General features: G+C 61.9%; 16 protein-coding genes. 8 read left to right on the forward strand and 8 right to left on the reverse strand.

Features of this window, described 5'->3' with window-relative positions; genetic code table 11:
• Positions 1–12: 12 nt before the first annotated feature.
• Positions 13–711 (reverse strand): ABC transporter ATP-binding protein, encoded by a 699-nt coding sequence (locus tag SynA1562_RS03015; RefSeq protein ID WP_186494695.1) that lies wholly within the window; start codon positions 709–711, stop codon positions 13–15.
• Positions 704–2,275, reverse strand: a complete 1,572-nt coding sequence (locus SynA1562_RS03020) for an NAD(P)H-quinone oxidoreductase subunit N (protein ID WP_186495271.1) — start codon at positions 2,273–2,275, stop codon at positions 704–706. Before SynA1562_RS03020 ends, SynA1562_RS03015 begins: the two co-directional genes overlap by 8 nt.
• A gap of 111 nt (positions 2,276–2,386) precedes the next feature.
• Between SynA1562_RS03020 and topA the strand changes: the two genes are divergently transcribed.
• Genes topA through SynA1562_RS03045 form a run of 5 tightly spaced genes read left to right on the forward strand, consistent with a single transcriptional unit; the run spans position 2,387 to position 8,345 of the window.
• Positions 2,387–5,086 (forward strand): type I DNA topoisomerase, encoded by a 2,700-nt coding sequence (gene topA / locus SynA1562_RS03025; protein ID WP_186494696.1) that lies wholly within the window; start codon positions 2,387–2,389, stop codon positions 5,084–5,086.
• Positions 5,086–5,514 (forward strand): hypothetical protein, encoded by a 429-nt coding sequence (locus SynA1562_RS03030; protein WP_186494697.1) that lies wholly within the window; start codon positions 5,086–5,088, stop codon positions 5,512–5,514. The genes topA and SynA1562_RS03030 overlap by 1 nt, the downstream gene beginning before the upstream one ends.
• Positions 5,511–6,164, forward strand: coding sequence for a DUF2232 domain-containing protein (locus SynA1562_RS03035; protein WP_186494698.1), 654 nt, complete (start codon positions 5,511–5,513; stop codon positions 6,162–6,164). The genes SynA1562_RS03030 and SynA1562_RS03035 overlap by 4 nt, the downstream gene beginning before the upstream one ends.
• Positions 6,136–7,335, forward strand: coding sequence for a nicotinate-nucleotide--dimethylbenzimidazole phosphoribosyltransferase (locus tag SynA1562_RS03040; protein WP_186494699.1), 1,200 nt, complete (start codon positions 6,136–6,138; stop codon positions 7,333–7,335). The genes SynA1562_RS03035 and SynA1562_RS03040 overlap by 29 nt, the downstream gene beginning before the upstream one ends.
• Before the next feature lie 17 nt (positions 7,336–7,352).
• The gene (locus SynA1562_RS03045) at positions 7,353–8,345 is read left to right on the forward strand and encodes an ABC transporter substrate-binding protein (protein WP_255445700.1); all 993 of its coding nucleotides are present in this window, start codon (positions 7,353–7,355) and stop codon (positions 8,343–8,345) included.
• Here SynA1562_RS03045 and SynA1562_RS03050 read toward each other — a convergent pair.
• Together SynA1562_RS03050 and SynA1562_RS03055 are read right to left on the reverse strand one after the other, a co-directional pair.
• Positions 8,319–9,440, reverse strand: a complete 1,122-nt coding sequence (locus tag SynA1562_RS03050; RefSeq protein ID WP_186494701.1) for an aldo/keto reductase — start codon at positions 9,438–9,440, stop codon at positions 8,319–8,321. The two genes, SynA1562_RS03045 and SynA1562_RS03050, sit on opposite strands and share 27 nt — an antisense overlap.
• Positions 9,437–9,985 carry a bifunctional nuclease family protein gene (locus tag SynA1562_RS03055; protein WP_186494702.1) on the reverse strand — a complete coding sequence of 183 codons (549 nt, stop codon included), beginning with the start codon at positions 9,983–9,985 and terminating at the stop codon, positions 9,437–9,439. The genes SynA1562_RS03050 and SynA1562_RS03055 overlap by 4 nt, the downstream gene beginning before the upstream one ends.
• 49 nt (positions 9,986–10,034) lie before the next feature.
• Here SynA1562_RS03055 and SynA1562_RS03060 point away from each other — a divergent pair, with 49 nt between their 5' ends.
• Positions 10,035–10,703, forward strand: coding sequence for a riboflavin synthase (locus SynA1562_RS03060; protein ID WP_186495272.1), 669 nt, complete (start codon positions 10,035–10,037; stop codon positions 10,701–10,703).
• On the opposite strand, the gene SynA1562_RS03065 is transcribed toward SynA1562_RS03060, so the two are convergent.
• From SynA1562_RS03065 to SynA1562_RS03080, 4 genes are read right to left on the reverse strand one after another with little or no spacing between them, the layout of a single operon-like run.
• Positions 10,688–11,059, reverse strand: a complete 372-nt coding sequence (locus tag SynA1562_RS03065) for an AbrB-like transcriptional regulator (protein WP_011363609.1) — start codon at positions 11,057–11,059, stop codon at positions 10,688–10,690. The genes SynA1562_RS03060 and SynA1562_RS03065 overlap by 16 nt on opposite strands.
• A gap of 54 nt (positions 11,060–11,113) precedes the next feature.
• Entirely contained in the window at positions 11,114–11,713 is a 600-nt protein-coding gene (locus SynA1562_RS03070; protein WP_186494703.1) for a cytochrome c oxidase subunit 3, read from the reverse strand.
• Positions 11,710–13,377 (reverse strand): cytochrome c oxidase subunit I, encoded by a 1,668-nt coding sequence (gene ctaD, locus SynA1562_RS03075; protein WP_186494704.1) that lies wholly within the window; start codon positions 13,375–13,377, stop codon positions 11,710–11,712. The genes SynA1562_RS03070 and ctaD overlap by 4 nt, the downstream gene beginning before the upstream one ends.
• A gap of 1 nt (position 13,378) precedes the next feature.
• A complete protein-coding gene (locus SynA1562_RS03080; RefSeq protein ID WP_186494705.1) occupies positions 13,379–14,209 on the reverse strand; it encodes a cytochrome c oxidase subunit II in 831 nt (276 codons plus the stop codon).
• 200 nt (positions 14,210–14,409) lie between these two features.
• Here SynA1562_RS03080 and SynA1562_RS03085 point away from each other — a divergent pair, with 200 nt between their 5' ends.
• Complete coding sequence (locus SynA1562_RS03085) at positions 14,410–15,336, forward strand: heme A synthase (RefSeq protein ID WP_186494706.1); 927 nt, start codon at positions 14,410–14,412, stop codon at positions 15,334–15,336.
• Complete coding sequence (locus SynA1562_RS03090; protein ID WP_186494707.1) at positions 15,329–16,312, forward strand: heme o synthase; 984 nt, start codon at positions 15,329–15,331, stop codon at positions 16,310–16,312. Before SynA1562_RS03085 ends, SynA1562_RS03090 begins: the two co-directional genes overlap by 8 nt.
• Positions 16,313–16,339 lie beyond the last annotated feature (27 nt).

Genomic DNA, 16,339 nt, shown 5'->3' on the forward strand with positions numbered 1-16,339 from the left:
GGGGCACTGCACTCATTGTGGGCATCCTGTGAGCGCCCGACCATCCTGGAAGCGAGCAATGCGTTGTGCTCGGGCCGCCACATCATCTTCATGGGTCACCATCACCAGGGTGATGCCCTGTTGGTGGAGTTCATCAAACAGTTCCAGCACTTCGGCGGTGGTGTTGGAATCCAGGGCCCCTGTGGGTTCGTCCGCCAGCAGCAGACTGGGGCGGTTGATGATGGCCCGGGCGATGGCCACCCGTTGTTGCTGCCCACCGGAGAGCTGATTGGGCTTGTTCTCCAAACGCTTCGCCAGGCCAACGCGGCGCAGGGCCGATTCGGCCCGCTCGATCCGTTCCTCCCTGGGCACTCCCGCATAGATCATCGGGAGCATCACGTTCTCCATGGCGCTGGCGTGGCCGAGCAGATGGAACTGCTGAAAGACAAATCCGAGCGAGCGGTTGCGTACGTCGGCCAAGGCATCGTCATCGAACTGTTCAACGGCCATGCCATTGAGCCGGTAGGTCCCGCTGGTGGGCCGGTCAAGGCAGCCAAGGATGTTCATTGCCGTGCTCTTGCCTGAGCCGCTGGCCCCCATCACCGCCAGGTAATCCCCCTCTTGGACGGTGAGATTCAGTTGGTCAAGGGCTTTGACTTCGAGATCACCAGACCCATAGATCTTGCTGATCCCCTTGAGCTCAGCAACCGGCTGCTGCACAGCCTCAGCCAAGACCCTTCAGGCTGGACAGGGCGATGGCCTGCTGAAGCAATGGCGTTCCTGCAACCGCTGTGTTGGCCCACTGGAACAGGGGATTGGAGAGGATTCCGCCAACTGCGGTGATCGCCACACATCCAATCAGGGCAACACGAAGCGGCTGCATTCCCATCAAGGACCAATTCACGTCGGGGTAGGCCTTGACCACATCGGAGGCCTCCTGGGGCTCCTTCACCACCATCATTTTGATGACGGAGATGTAGTAGTAGATCGACACCACGGAGGTGACCAGGCCAACCACCACCAGCAGGTATTCGTGGTTCGCCCAACCGGCAAAGAACAGATAGATCTTTCCGAAGAAACCCAGCATTGGCGGAATGCCACCCAGAGAAAGCAGGCAAAGACTCAGACCAAGGGTGATCAGGGGATCCTTCTGATAAAGCCCGGCGTAATCGGAAATTCGATCGCTTCCTGTGCGGATCGAGAAGAGGATGATGCAGGCGAAGGCCCCCAGGTTCATGAACAGGTAGGCCGCCATGTACAGAACCATGGCCGCGAAACCGTCCTCGGTGCCGCAGACCATGCCGATCATCACGAAGCCGGCTTGGCCGATCGAGCTGTAGGCCAGCATGCGCTTCATCGAGGTCTGGGCGAGGGCAACAACGTTGCCCAGGGTCATGCTCAACACCGCCAGAACGGTGAACAGCAATTTCCATTGATCGTCGAAGGCACCAAAGCAACCCACAAGGATGCGAAGAGCCAGGGCGAATCCGGCTGCTTTGGAACCCACAGAAAGGAAAGCCACCACAGGGGTTGGTGAGCCTTCGTAGACGTCAGGCGTCCACTGGTGGAAGGGAACGGCTGCGATCTTGAATGCAACGGTGGCCAAGACGAACACCAGGGCCAAAGCCGCCAGAGGTGTGGTGCTGGTTTGCAGAGCCAGGCCGATGGTGTCGAGGCTGGTGCTGCCGCTCAGTCCGTACAGCAGAGAAGAGCCGTAGAGGAAAACAGCAGCGGCTGCCGATCCCACGAGCAGATATTTGAGTGCTGCTTCCGAGCTGCGGGCATCCCGCTTCATGTAGCCCGACAGCAGATAGCTGGCGACGGAGAGCGTCTCTAGCGAGATGAACACACTCACCAGATCCGTTGCCCCGCAGAGGAGCATGGCGCCAAGGGTTGCGGCGAGAAGGATGGCGGCGTACTCGCCAACGGGTGTGCCGCTCTTCTCCGCGTAACGCCAGCTGATCAGCAGCGACAGAAGCGTGGACAGGGCAATCACAGCCCGGAATGCCACTGCCAGGTTGTCGGCGAGGAAGGCTCCAAGGAACGAGGGCTCCAGCGGTGCGTTCCACTGCAGGGCGAGTAGCACCAGGGAGGTGCTCAGGCCGAGATAGCAAATCGGCGGCACCCAACGTGCGGCGACCTTTTCGCCGGCCAGGTCCACCAAGAGGGTGGCGATCATCGCCAGCAGAACTGCACCTTCGGGCAGAACGGCGGAGGCGTTGAGAGAGAGATTCAGCAGCTCACCAGGGGCAGCCGTGGCCTGGGTGGCGAGAAGGAAAGCACCCATGTCGGGCATGGCAGCCTGGAACCGTTGCGCTGCGGCGACTGTAGCGGCGCTTGACGCGCCAACGGTCATGCAGAGCGTTGCTCGGTGCGATAAAGAAGGGGAACGGTTTACCTGCCGCTAGTGGCGCACACCCTCGTCATCGTTGAGAGCCCCACGAAGGCCAAGACCATCCGTGGCTTCCTTCCCAAGGAATTCAAGGTCGAAGCCTCCATGGGGCATGTCCGCGACCTTCCCAACAACGCCAGCGAGATTCCGGCATCGGCCAAAGGGCAGAAATGGGCCAACCTCGGTGTGAACACCGAGGCGGATTTCGAGCCGCTCTACGTGGTCCCGAAGGACAAGAAGAAGACGGTTCGCGAACTCAAGGACGCCCTCAAGGGTGCTGATCAGTTGCTGTTGGCGACGGACGAAGACCGGGAAGGTGAAAGCATCAGCTGGCATCTTCTCCAGCTGCTGGCGCCGAAGGTGCCGGTGAAGCGCATGGTGTTTCACGAGATCACCAAGGAGGCCATCGGCAAGGCCCTGGATCAGACCCGCGATCTGGACATGGAGCTGGTCCATGCCCAGGAAACCCGGCGCATTTTGGATCGCCTTGTGGGATACACCCTGTCCCCTCTCCTTTGGAAAAAGGTGGCCTGGGGACTCTCCGCCGGGCGGGTGCAGTCCGTTGCGGTTCGGCTCCTGGTTCAACGGGAACGGGCCCGCCGCGCCTTCCGCAGCGGCAGTTACTGGGACCTCAAGGCCCAGCTTGAGCAGTCGGGCAGTGGCTTTGAGGCCAAGCTCACCCATGTGGGTGGCCAGCGGATCGCCACCGGCAACGATTTCGACGAGAGCACCGGCGGGCTGAAGGCGGGCAGTGCCGTGCGGCTGCTCAGCCAGAGCGAGGCTAAGGCCTTGGCTGAATCCGTGCGATCCAGTGCCTGGACTGTGGATGCGGTGGAGGAGAAGCCCACCGTGCGCAAGCCGGTGCCTCCCTTCACCACCAGCACCCTCCAACAGGAGGCGAATCGCAAGCTGCGCCTCTCAGCCCGGGAAACCATGCGCTGTGCCCAGGGGCTCTATGAACGCGGTTTCATCACCTACATGCGGACCGACTCGGTTCACTTGTCGGATCAGGCGATCAACGCATCCCGCAACTGCGTGGAGAGCCTCTACGGCAAGGAGTATCTGAGCAAAGGGCCGCGGCAGTTCAGCACCAAAGCCCGCAATGCCCAGGAGGCCCATGAAGCGATTCGTCCGTCGGGCGAAAGCTTCCGAACCCCCGGTGAGACCGGACTTGATGGGCGAGATCTGGCGGTCTATGAGCTGATCTGGAAGCGCACCGTGGCCAGCCAGATGGCTGAAGCCAGGCTCACGATGCTGTCGGTGGATCTCAGCTCAGGCGAGGCCAGTTTCCGGGCCAGCGGCAAACGCATCGACTTCCCCGGTTTCTTCCGCGCCTATGTGGAGGGCAGTGATGATCCGGACGCGGCCCTCGAGGGTCAGGAAGTGTTGCTGCCGGCGTTGAGCGTTGGCGATGCACCGGAGCCGAAGAACGTTGAGCCCCTCGGCCATCAAACCCAGCCCCCGGCACGCTTCAGCGAGGCATCGCTGGTGAAGATGCTCGAAAAGGAGGGCATCGGCCGGCCGTCGACCTACGCCTCGATCATTGGAACGATCGTGGATCGCGGCTACGCCACGCTGCTGGGCAATGCCCTGACCCCCAGCTTCACCGCCTTTGCGGTGACGGCGCTGCTCGAGGAGCATTTCCCTGAACTGGTGGACACCAGCTTCACCGCCCGGATGGAGAACACCCTTGATGAGATCTCCCACGGCAAGGTGCAGTGGCTGCCTTACCTCGAGGGCTTCTACAAGGGTGACGAGGGTCTTGAAAACCAGGTGCAGCAGCGGGAGGGAGACATCGATCCCGGTGCATCCCGCACCATTGATCTGGAGGGCTTGTCCTCCGTGGTTCGCATCGGCCGTTTTGGCGCCTACCTGGAGGCCAAACGGGTCAGCGACGACGGTGAGGAAGAGCTGATCAAGGCCACCTTGCCCCGGGAGATCACGCCGGCTGATCTGGATGAAGAGCAGGCCGAACTGATTCTCAAACAAAAGGCCGACGGCCCAGAAGCCATCGGTGAGGATCCGGAAACGGGGGATTTGGTCTACCTGCTCTTCGGTCAGTACGGCCCTTATGTGCAGCGAGGTCAGGTGAGTGATGAGAATCCCAAGCCCAAACGCGCGTCTCTCCCCAAGGGGCAGAAGCCGGAAGATCTCACCCTGGAGGATGCCCTCGGACTGCTCCGCTTGCCGCGTCTTCTCGGCGAACATCCCGATGGTGGTCGCATTCAGGCGGGGCTGGGTCGCTTTGGCCCCTATGTCGTCTGGGACAAGGGCAAGGGCGAGAAGGATTACCGATCGCTCAAGGGAGATGACGATGTTCTGGCGGTAGGGCTGAGCCGTGCCCTTGAGCTGCTGGCCATGCCCAAACGGGGTCGGGGTGGACGCACCGCCCTCAAAGACCTCGGTAAGCCAGAGGGCAGTGATGAAACGATTCAGGTCTATGACGGCCCTTACGGCCTGTACGTCAAACAGGGCAAGGTGAATGCCTCCCTGCCGGAAGGCAAGGGTGCTGACGATGTGACCCTTGAGGAGGCGGTGGAACTGCTTGCCGCCAAGGCAGCATCGAAGAAGGGCGGTCGTAAAACCACTGCGAAAAAAACGGCGGCCAAGAAGCCAGCCGCCAAAAAACCAGCCGCCAAGAAACCCCCTGCCACCACCAAGACCGGTCGGCTCAGGGCCAGTGCGGTGCGGGTGATCAAGCCGGCTGACAATTGATGGTCCGTTTGCTTTGGCTGCTGCCTGTGGGGTTCCTGCAGGCCTGTGCCGGTACACCGGTCGCCGAGCAGTTGGAGCGATCCTTTGCGGTGCCTGAAGCCAGGCCCGCCCAGGCCGCTGAGCCCATGCCGGCTGTGAAGACCAGCCCAAGAGTTGTCAGCCCATCGGTTGCCAGCCCCACTGCTGAGCGCCCCTCCACGCCGGGGGCCGAACCTGTTTCCTTGCCTGAGGCAACGGATGCTCCTGAGCCTGATCCGCAGCCGAAACCGCAGACGGTGTTATCCCAGCGTCAGCCCCAGGAGCCTTACCGGATCACCATCCGTTTGGCCGGAGCGGACCCTGCCGCTCCTGCTGAAGCCGTCACCCGCGCCCTGCGTGAGGCGGATGTTGGATTCGCGGTGGAACGGATTGAGCGGGTCGAACCATGACCGACGCGAACCCCCGGTTGAGCCGCCAGCAGGCTCTGAGGCTGGTTGAGGGGGCGTATCTTGCGGCCGCGACGGGGCTGATCTGGTTGGCTCTCTACTACTTACCGGTCGGTGGGGCGCTGTTCCGGCTGGCCCTTCCCCTGCCCCTGATTCTTCTGCAGTTGCGTCGCGGCAGCCGTTCCGGTGTCGAGGGGCTGCTGCTCTCTGTGCTTCTGCTCACGGCCTTGATGGGCCCTTTGCGTGGGCCGCTGCTGCTGTTTCCCTACGGGCTTTTGTCGCTTTGGCTGGGCTGGAGCTGGTGCCGGGGGATCAGCTGGTGGCTGAGCTGGTCGGGGGGCATCGTTCTTGGAACTGCAGGGTTCTTGGTGCGGGTTCTCGTGCTCTCGTTGCTGCTGGGAGAAAACCTCTGGGTGGTGATCACCCGGGCCGGTTCCGCTTTGCTGGACCGCTTGATCGCGGCCCTGCATCTGCCGATCACACCGGATCTCACCCAGGTGCAGTTGATGGCGTTGCTGTTGGTGGTGGTTCAGGAGGTCATTTACGTCCTGTCCCTTCATGCGCTGGCGTACTGGATCTTTCCCCGCCTGAAATCACCGATTCCGGAGCCCCCGAGGCTGCTGCATGGACTCGTTGCCCTCGATCCCCTCTGAAGCCTCGATGTTTCCTGAGGGCTGTCAGCAGCTGGGACGTCTCGGTGCAAGCGTTCTGGATGCAGCGGCACTGCGCCCCTGGACCTCCAACGATCAACCGCTAGATCTGTTGCTCGTTCTGGCGGCCACACGAACGGCGGAGCATGAGGGGATTTCCGCCGCTGGATCCACCGTGGCTTCGCGGCGCTACACCGCCCTGGCTGATGCGGAGCTCCTGATCCAAGGGCCGGCCCGGAAGCGCCGTTGGCCTCTGCCGCCTCTGCCCGCTGGAGTCTCCCCCGCCCTGCTCAGCCATGTTGCGGCGCGACGTCTGAACTTGACGCCGCAGGTGGCGGCCCTCGGCTTGGTCCAGAAACCCGATTTTCCCCACCTGGACATTGAGCCCCTGGATCAAGGCCCCTCGGCTTGTCTGTCCAGTGGTGCGGCGATGCCATTGCCGCGGGTGCAGCAGTTGTGGCGACAGGGAGAACGGCTGGGGCGGCGCTTGAAACGCCCCCTGGTGGTTGCGGAGTGTGTTCCAGGAGGGACCACAACCGCTCAAGCGGTGTTGACGGCCCTCGGTGTGGAGGTGGGCCATCTGATCAGCGGTAGTGCGCTTCATCCGCCGCAGCAGCTCAAGCAGGAGCTTGTGATCCGAGGGCTTCAGCAGGCCTCCCTTGGTGCGCATCCTTCGGCCGAACAGATCCTGGCCGCTGTGGGTGACCCTTTTCAGGCCTTCACCGCAGGGGTGCTGGTGGGTGCGGTGTCCACGGGACAACCGTTGTTGTTGGGGGGCGGTTGCCAGATGCTGGCTGTTCTGGCCTTGGCGATGCAGACTTTGCCGGCCCCTCAGCGGGACCACCTGGCGGCCCAGGTGCTGATCGGCACCACCGGCTGGCTCGCTGATGAGGGAGCGGATGCTGCAGGTCAGTCCCCTTTCGGCGGGCTGGTGGATGCCACCGCGAGCCACCTGGCTGCCGCACTGTCCGTTGTGGCCTGTGGGGTGCGTTTTCACGGCAGCACCCATCAACCCTTACGGGACTACGAACGCGGCTATGTGAAAGAGGGGGTGGGGGCGGGCGCTCTTTTGCTGCTCGCCCAGCTGCGTGGATGCTCTTGTGCCGAGCTGGTGCTGGATTGTGAGGATGCCCTGGAGCAGCTGCTCAGTCGCCCCGTAACGTCAAGCTCATGAACGTCTGGAGTGAGCGGTTGGGTCCCCTGAACCGGCGCCATGTGCTCCAGATGATCGGGGCGATGGGAACCGCGCTGCTGGCGGGCTGTCGTCCGGCGACTTCCGCCCCAACCCTGATGGCTCCGGCTGGGGTTTTGCCGAAACCGTGGGCTGATGCCTTGCCCAAGCCCTGGCGCCTGACACTGGCTCCAGCCCAGCAGGATTGGACGCCGGCGGATCAGGCGCGTGCTGATGTGCTGGTGATGGGTGATGGGTGGCTCGATTCCCATCCGGCGGACACGCTCCAGCCCATTGCCTCTGAACCGCTCGTCAGCCAGTTGGATGGTCAGGCCAAGGCTCTGCTGGCCAGCCTCGGTGCCCTGCAGGATCGGGTGTTGCCGCTGGCCGTCAGCCCCTGGGTGATGCTGTTGCGGGATAACCCGGCCATGATCCAGCAGGGGTGGCCCCTGTTGCTGGATTCCTCCATGGCAGGGCGTGTGGTGCTTCCCGCCAGCCCACGCCTGGTCATGAGCCTGGCGGACCATTTGGGCGGAGGCCAGACTTTGCCTGCGTTGCGTCACCAGACTCTCACCTACGACGACCGTCAAGCCACCAACTGGCTGCTCAAGGGTGAGGCCAAGGTGGTGGTTCTTCCGCTGAGCCGCTGTATCGCTCTGTTGGGGCGGGACCCCCGTCTTCGGGCGATCTTGCCTGCCTCCGGTGCCCCCTTGCACTGGACTGTTCTGCTCAGGCCAGAGGCCAGTCGTGAACCGGTTCCCCAGAGCTGGGTTGAGCAGGGATGGCGGGATCCCCTGCGTCGCCGCTTGGTGCAGCAGGGATGGCGGGCGCCGATTGCATCGTCAGGGGCGATTGTGGATCAGAACGCCCTTTCGGAGCGCCTGCGGCCTCTGCTCTTTCCGTCTTCAGACACCTGGTCGCGCTGCTGGTCGCTGCCCCCGCTGTTGCCCGACGACCGGCGTGCATTGGAAGAGCGCTGGCGTGATTCAGCTCCAGAGCCGCCGTCGCGGTGAAGCCTTCAAGCGTTGGTGGGTGTCCGCCAACAGATCAGGAATGGGCAAGTGATGCGGGCAACGGGGAAGGCACGCCCCACAGCGTTCACAGGCGGAGGCATCGTGCGCTTCCCACCAGTGGCCAGCACGGCCGATGAGGTTGTAGCGCTCCTGCGCATATTCGTTGAGCCCATGCCCCGTGGCCAGATTGCGCAGCCGCAAGAGTTCGGGGATCGGAACCTCATTCGGACAGGGAATGCAGGCCTGACACTGTTTGCAATGCTCCTGGCCAAGCCGTTCCTGCTGCCGCCTTTCTGCCGTCATCAGAGCCTGTTGCTCGGCCTGACTGAGGGGGGCATCTGCCTGCGCCAGGGTTGCGGCAAGTTGAAGATCACCTGCAGCTGCGGCACCAACGGTCAGGGTGCTGATGCCCTGTGCCAGCAGGAACCGGTAGGCCAGCTCGAGGGGGGCAAAGGGGGTGCAGTCGTCCACCAGTGTTGGGCTTGGGGCCTGCAGGCGACCGCCTTTGTCGGCAGGGGAGATCGCCATCACCCCGAGGCCGTGTTCCAGGGCCCAACGGGCCAGGGGCAGGCGCTGGGGATCCAGCCAATGCAGGTGCAGGCTGCAGAAACTGAAGCGCAGACTGCGCAGCGCCCGATCGATCAGCTGGTTGCTGCCATGGCTGCTGAAGCCCACCTGGCTGACGCGGCCACTGCTGAGGGCCCACTCCAGAAGCTTGGACCCATCGCCCGCCAGGGCCCAGTCCAGATGCTCCTCCCGGTTGATGCCATGGATGGCGAGGTTGTCGAGCTGTGGACAGCCCAGCCGCTCCAGAATCTGATCAAGGCGGCGTTGTCCTTCCTCGAAACTCAGCCCTGGCAGCAGTTTGCTGGTGATCACCCAGTGGTCTGATCCTTTCCGGCTGTTATGGCGAAGTGCTTCTCCAAGAAATCGTTCCGCAGGTCCGTAGGCCGGGGCGGTTTCCAGATGATTGATCCCAGCTTCCGCTGCTGCATCCAGCACCTCGGCCATCTGCGCCGCTGAGTTCAGGGCGCGCATCGTGCCGAGGGTGAACAGGCTGACGGGGCGGCCGCTGCCGAAGGCGCGGGTGTTCACTCCTCCGAGGGCGCTTCGCTGTCTTGGTTGCGCAAATGGCGCACCAAGGCGGCAGGGCTGAGGTCGTCAACGAAACGGCTGAAGGCGCTTTGATCTTCAGCATCCGCCTCCGCATCCACTGGAATCGAGGCTTCCGCCACCACCTCTTCCAGCATCCAGATGCCGCTGCCCGTGCGGATCGCCAGGGCAATGGCGTCGCTGGGTCGGGCATCCACCTCGATCAGTTCCAGCACTTCGTTTTCGGCCAACTCCGCTTCGTCCAGATCAGGCCTCAGCTTCAACACCGCATGAAAGGTGCTGTCCTCAATCGCGTGCACGATCACGCGCTCCAGTTCGAGCCCCCCAGCCACCAAAAGTGCTGCCATCAGGTCATGACTGAGGGGTCGTGGTGGTGCTCCCCCCTGCAATCCGGCCATGATGTTGTGGGCTTGCGCCTGATCGATCCAGATCGGCACCTGACGTCGACCGCTTGGATCCCGCAACAGCACCATGGGTGTGCGGCTGGCGGCATCGAGGGCAATTCCGGCGACGCTCATTTCGACCATGTCGGCGGCGCAGCTCTATCCGATTATGGCCAGAGAGCTGCTGCGAGCGATGTTCACGGGGCTGGTGCAGTCAGTGGGAAGGATTGAGCGCCGTGCCGGGGCGGTGGTGGTTTGGGGTTGTGCTCCCTTTGCCCCCCTGGCCCTCGGCGACAGTGTGGCTGTGGATGGCGTCTGCCTCACGGCGGCAGAGCTGATGGCGGATGGTTTCCGCGCCGATGTGAGTGAGGAGACCCTGCGCCGCACCACGTTGGGACGCAAGGCGGACCGTGGGGGAGCGGTGAATCTCGAGCCGGCGCTTCGGCTGAGCGACCGCCTTGGTGGTCATCTGGTGAGCGGTCATGTGGATGCCACCGGTGAAGTCACCCACCTGGAGAGCCTCCCTCACTCCTGGGACGTGTCGATCCGCTGGTCGGATCCCCGATTCGGCCGTTACGTCTGTGAGAAGGCCAGCATCGCGGTGGATGGAATCAGCCTCACGGTGGCTGAATGTTCGGCCGATGGAACGACGTTCAGCCTCGCTGTCATCCCCCACACCTGGGAGGAGACGACCCTGAAACACCTGGCGGTCGGGGACACTGTGAATCTGGAGGCCGATCAACTGGCCCGCTACGCCGAGCGGCTGCTGCATGCCACCGCTGCCGACGCCGGAAACGCCGATGGCCAGAACAAGAATGGGACTCTGTCAGCCAGCTGGCTGGCGGCTCACGGCTGGTCTTGATCCATCTGTTGAAGAACGATCATTCCTGAGTCCCGCTGCAGCTCGATCTTGAACTCCTGGCCCGGTTCCAGGCCGAGCCGACGGGTGTAGGCGTGGCCGATCAGCAGGTTGCCGTTGCCATGCACACGGGTGCGGAATTCGGCCTGGCGACCCCGGCTGCCGCCTGAGGAACTGCTGCTGCTTTTCGGCAGTTGCCATCCCTGGGCTGCCGCTTTGGCCTCCACCAGGGCCCGATAAAAACTCTTCTTGAGCAGACGACCACTCGGGCCCACATAGCCGCAGCCGCGGGCGATGTCATCTTCCGGCCGATTGCTGAGCGATCTGGCCTTGTCCAGCAGTTCCTTGCCGACCAGCATTTCAGGAGTTGATTCAACTGAATTCTGGCCACGCTCGCCAATCAAGGCAAGGGATCAGAGCAGATAAAGGATCACAAAAAGAATCACCCAGATCCCATCAACAAAGTGCCAGTACAACTCAGCCGCTTCCAGGGGGAAGTGGTCGGCTGAAGTCACACGGCCCTGTGGCTGCCTCGCCTGCCACCAGACGATCAGGATCATCAGGGCACCGAGGGTCACGTGGAGACCATGAAATCCCGTGGCAGCAAAGAAGGTGCTGGCGTAAAGGTTGTCGGTGAGGCCGAAGGGGAGTGTGAAGTACTCCACCATTTGGCTCACCAGAAAGGCCAGGCCGAGGCCTGCGGTGATCAGCAGCCAGCGTCGACAGCGGCCGTGGTCGTCCTGTCGGATCGCCTGGCCGGCCCGGTGGAAGGTGGCACTGCTCACCAGGAGCAAAATGGTGTTGAGGATGGGCAGGGGCAGCTCCAGTTCATAGATGGCTCCATCCGGGAGGGGGTTCACAGCTTTAAAGGTGAGGTAAGCCGCAAAGAAGCCAGCGAAGGTCATGGCGTCCGCCACCAGAAAGGTGGCCAGGCCGAACATGCGGTGATCGGGATGCTCGGCATGCTCCCCGTGGCTGTGGTTCTGATCCTTCGTGGGAAGTGTGGTGGTCATTTGCCGCTGCTCCAGAGATCACGACCGCTGGCAGCGGTCAGGTCCAGCTCGTCCGGCGGGACGCCGTAGCCGTAGGGCTCTTCCACCAGAGGGGCCTCACCAATCCAGTTCTCGACCGGTGGCGGAGAACTGGTCAGCCATTCGGGCGTCAGTGCTTTCCAGGGGTTGTCGCCTGCGACTGGGCCACTGAGGGCGCTGTGGATCACATTCCATAGGAACGGCAGGGTGCTGATGGCCATCAGCAGGGCTCCAACGGAGCTGATCTGATTGATCAGGGTGAATTGGGGGTCGTATTCAGCAACGCGTCGCGGCATCCCATTGAGGCCCAGCCAGTGCTGAGGGCCGAAGCACAGGTTGAAGCCGATGAAGGTGAGGGCACAGTGCAGGCGGCCGAGATCTTCGTTGAGCATCCGGCCGGTGAACTTGGGATACCAGTGGTAGATCGAGGCGAAGATCACGAACACCGATCCACCGAAGACGATGTAGTGGAAGTGGGCGACGACGAAGTAGGTGTCGTGCACATGAATGTCGAATGGCACCTGCGCCAAGGCGACCCCTGTGATGCCTCCGAGCACGAAGTTCACAATGAAGCCGCAGGAAAACAGCATGGCGCTGTTGAGGCTGATGCGTCCGCCCCAGAGTGTTGCCAACCAGTTGAAGAATTTGATGCCGGTGGGAACGGCGATGAATGCGGTTGCAATGGTGAAGAACAGGCGCATCCAGGGAGGTGTCCCGCTGGTGAACATGTGGTGCGCCCACACAATCAGGCCCAATACAACGATGGCCATAATCGAATAAACCATCGTTACGTAGCCGAACAGCGGCTTGCGGGCATGAACCGGCAGGATTTCGCTCACCAAGCCGAAGGCCGGCAAGACCATGATGTAAACCGCTGGGTGGGAGTAGAACCAGAACAGATGCTGGTAAACCACCACATTGCCCCCGAGGGTGGGGTTGAAGAAGCCTGTATGGGCAACGATGTCGAAACTCAGTAACACCAACGTTCCCGCCAGAACCGGTGTCGAGAGAACCACAAGAATGCTGGTGCCCAGCATCGCCCAGCAATACATGGGGAGTTGCATCAATTTCAAACCGGGGCGACGCAGTTTGAGAATGGTGGCGATGAAGTTGATGCCTCCGAAGATCGAACTTCCTCCCAGGAGCAGCACGCTCAGGATCCAGATGATCTGGCCAGTTGCTGGTGTGGTGATGCTGAGAGGTGGATAGGCCGTCCAGCCCGATTGCGCAGCTCCTGTGAGGAAATAGCTGGTGATCAGCATCAAACCTGCTGGTGGAATCAGCCAGAAAGCCACGGCATTGAGGCGTGGGAAGGCCATGTCACGAGCACCCACATAAAAGGGGATCAAATAGTTCCCAAAAGCACCATTCACCACGGGAACGATCCAGAGAAAGATCATCACTGTGCCGTGGAGGGTCAGCACCTGGTTGTAGACATCCCGTGCCATGAAGTCGGACACGGGACTGGTGAGTTCCGTACGAATGGCACCGGCTAGTGCGCCACCAATCAGATAAAAAACAAAGCCGCAGACGAGGTACTGCAGCCCGATCACTTTGTGATCAACGCTGAAGCTGAAATACCGCAACCAGCCACTGGGTTGAAGCCGTGGAGGGCTGGATGTCTCCGGGGGCAAGCTGATGGTCATGTCAGGCGTTCGCGATGGTGAGCGTTTCGTCTTCAGGTGCGGCTTTGGCGTTGTCCCTGTACCAGCTGTCCCAGTCCTCCGGGCTTTCAACCACAACGGTGGAGCGCATTCCACCGTGGTAAGGCCCACAGAGTTCGGCACATACAATTGGATAACGGCCGGTGCGTGTGGGGGTGAAGCTCAGCTGGGTTGGCTGGCCTGGAATGACGTCCTGCTTCAAACGAAATTCAGGAACCCAGAAGGCATGAATCACATCTTTTGCTTCCATCCGCAGGGTGATCGGCCGGTCGGCTGGAACATGAAGCTCACCTGATGTGATGTCTCCCTCTGGGTAATGAAAGAGGAAGGCAAATTGCATGGCTGTCACTTCAACGGGCAAAACATTTGTTGCTGCCGCTGATTCAATCGAGCCTGAACTGATGCCTCCCCAGATCTGTTGTTCGTGGGCTTCGCCCATGTGGTCGTGGGCCAGAGGCACCATGCCACCCATGCGGTCGTAAATGTCGTAGCTGTACAAGCCAACAAACAGCACCACAACAGCAGGAACAGCTGTCCAGAAAATTTCAAGGGGCAGATTTCCTTCGATGGCCACGCCGTCGCCAATCTGGCCATTGCGTCGCCGAAAGCGAATCAAGCTGAAGACGAGAAGACCAACGATTCCGATAAACAGAATGCTGCCAATCGTGAATAGAACCTTAAAAAGTTCGTCATAAATCGGCGCGTTGGCGCTCGCATCGATGGGGAGGAGGTTGATGTTCTGGCCGATCCAAAGACCGCCCAGAGCAAGGACCATCCCGATCACCAACGTGAGAATGGCGGATGGGATCTGCACCTGATCAATCCCAGGTTTTCAACAGCGTATGGGCCTGGCTGCGGTTCTCCATGAAGTGATTGTTAAGGCCTTATTTCTGTCAGGAAAAGGGGATGATTTTTCCTCATTTGTGTTGCAGACATCCACACAGCGTGACGTCATCTTCTGCATCGCTACGGTCCAAGCAATCCCGTTTGGGTGCATCGGATGGAGCTTGTTCGATGATGCTTTCTTCAATGTCGACATTGCGTCGACGTCTTGGGTTGTTATCAGCTCACCTTGTGGTTGCCGTGATCGCTTTGGTGGTGATCGGTGGGGCAACCCGGGTCATGGAGGCCGGCTTGGCCTGCCCGGACTGGCCCCTGTGCTTCGGCTCGTTGTTACCAGGGCGCCAGATGAATGTTCAGGTGTTCCTTGAATGGTTTCACCGCCTCGATGCGTTCGTCATCGGCATTGCTCTGGTGGTGATGGCCGTGGCGACGACGCTTCAGCGGCGTCAGCTGCCGGGATGGCTGCCCTGGCTTGCCGTCGGTCTGATGGTTCTGGTGGCGATGCAGGGAGGCTTGGGTGCGCTGACGGTGACCCGGCTGCTGCCTTCCGGTGTGGTGACAGCCCACCTGGCACTCGCTCTCACCCTTGTGGCCCTTCTGAGTGGGCTGACCCAACGCTTGCTTCATCCCACTGCCGTCGTCGCGCCGCTCTGGTGGCGCATCGGGGCATCGCTTGGCCTGATGTCGGTCTTTGTGCAGTGCCTGCTCGGAGGTCGCATGGCCACCGCCTGGGCAGGGCAGCGTTGCCTTGCTGGAGGAGAGGCCTGCCAGCTGGTTCTTTCCCATCGCCTGACGGCGATGCCGGTGGTCGTTGTTGTGCTCGGCTTCGCCGGGGCAGCAGTCCTGGCGGGTGGTTGGGCTCGCCAGCAGTGGCCCTGGCTGGGTGGGGCCGTTCTCCTGGTGCTGATTCAGGTGGCCCTTGGCGTTTTCACCCTTCGTCTTGGCTTGTCGCAACCGGCAGTGACCGTTGCCCATCAGCTCGTGGCGGCCCTGTTGATCGCTCTGTTGGCGGCGCTTCTGGTCCGCTCGCCGGACCGCCCCTCACCGTCCCGTTCCGTCGTCCTCGACGACACCTCGTTGGAGGCCTGTCATGGCTGAAATCACTGCAACCGTTCGTCCGACCCGTGAGGAGGTGGTGCCCTCCCGCAAGCGGGTGAAACTTCCGGCCTGGCTGGAAGTTGCCAAACCCCGCCTCATCCCTCTGCTGCTGGCCACCACCCTTGGTGGAATGGCTCTTAGTGAAGGCTGGCCTCTCTCATCGCCTCGGCTCGTCTGCACCCTGGGGGGAGGGGCGCTTGCCTCCGCTGCTGCAGGGGTTCTGAACTGCTTGTGGGAGCAGGATCTCGATGGCCGGATGGCCCGCACCAGCGGTCGCGCACTCCCCTCCGGTCGGCTGTCGCCCACCAGTGCATTCATCGGCGCCATCGCCTGCACCCTGGCGGCGGCGATGCTTCTGGTGAGCGGTGTGAATTGTCTCGCTGCTGGGTTGTCCCTGCTCGGCCTCTGCAGTTACGTGCTGCTCTACACAGCCCTGCTCAAGCCGCGCACGTCCCAGAACATCGTCATCGGTGGGGTCGCCGGGGCCATCCCACCCCTTGTTGGGGCGGCTGCCGCCACGGGCCATGTTGGCCTCGGGGGCTGGTGGCTGTTCGCTCTGGTGATGGTCTGGACGCCAGCCCATTTCTGGGCTTTGGCCCTGTTGTTGCGTGAGGACTATCGCGCTGTCGGGATCCCCATGCTGCCCGTGGTGAAGGGTCCTGTGGTGACGGCACGGGCGATCAAGACCTACGGCTGGATCACCGTTCTTCTCAGTGGTTTGGGCGTGTTTGCGTTGCCTTCAGGTGGCGCCTTCTACGGCGTGATGCTGCTTCCTTACAACGCTCGGTTGCTGCAGCTCGTCGATCGGCTTTCGCTGGATCCCGACAGTCTTGTGAATGCCAAGGCTCTGTTCCGTTGGTCGATCCTTTATCTCTTTGGTGTCTGCCTGCTGCTCATTCTCAGCCGGACGGATCTGGCCTCAGGCTTCACCCACCAGGTGATTCAGCTTCTCTCCCTGCCAACGGGGGTGCATTGAGCACTCTCTAGATTCCCTGAATTGGCC

This window comes from Synechococcus sp. A15-62, from assembly GCF_014280075.1.
Lineage (GTDB): Bacteria > Cyanobacteriota > Cyanobacteriia > PCC-6307 > Cyanobiaceae > Parasynechococcus.

Bases quoted from the DNA above. Each gene is read 5' to 3' on its own strand.
- SynA1562_RS03030 (WP_186494697.1), top strand. From the start codon at position 5,086: ATGGTCCGTTTGCTTTGGCTGCTGCCTGTGGGGTTCCTGCAGGCCTGT.
- SynA1562_RS03055 (WP_186494702.1), bottom strand. From the start codon at position 9,985: ATGGTCGAAATGAGCGTCGCCGGAATTGCCCTCGATGCCGCCAGCCGC.
- SynA1562_RS03040 (WP_186494699.1), top strand. From the start codon at position 6,136: ATGGACTCGTTGCCCTCGATCCCCTCTGAAGCCTCGATGTTTCCTGAG.
- SynA1562_RS03090 (WP_186494707.1), top strand. From the start codon at position 15,329: ATGGCTGAAATCACTGCAACCGTTCGTCCGACCCGTGAGGAGGTGGTG.
- SynA1562_RS03035 (WP_186494698.1), top strand. From the start codon at position 5,511: ATGACCGACGCGAACCCCCGGTTGAGCCGCCAGCAGGCTCTGAGGCTG.
- SynA1562_RS03085 (WP_186494706.1), top strand. From the start codon at position 14,410: ATGATGCTTTCTTCAATGTCGACATTGCGTCGACGTCTTGGGTTGTTA.
- SynA1562_RS03060 (WP_186495272.1), top strand. From the start codon at position 10,035: ATGTTCACGGGGCTGGTGCAGTCAGTGGGAAGGATTGAGCGCCGTGCC.
- SynA1562_RS03020 (WP_186495271.1), bottom strand. From the start codon at position 2,275: ATGCCCGACATGGGTGCTTTCCTTCTCGCCACCCAGGCCACGGCTGCC.
- ctaD (WP_186494704.1), bottom strand. From the start codon at position 13,377: ATGACCATCAGCTTGCCCCCGGAGACATCCAGCCCTCCACGGCTTCAA.
- SynA1562_RS03065 (WP_011363609.1), bottom strand. From the start codon at position 11,059: ATGCTGGTCGGCAAGGAACTGCTGGACAAGGCCAGATCGCTCAGCAAT.
- SynA1562_RS03070 (WP_186494703.1), bottom strand. From the start codon at position 11,713: ATGACCACCACACTTCCCACGAAGGATCAGAACCACAGCCACGGGGAG.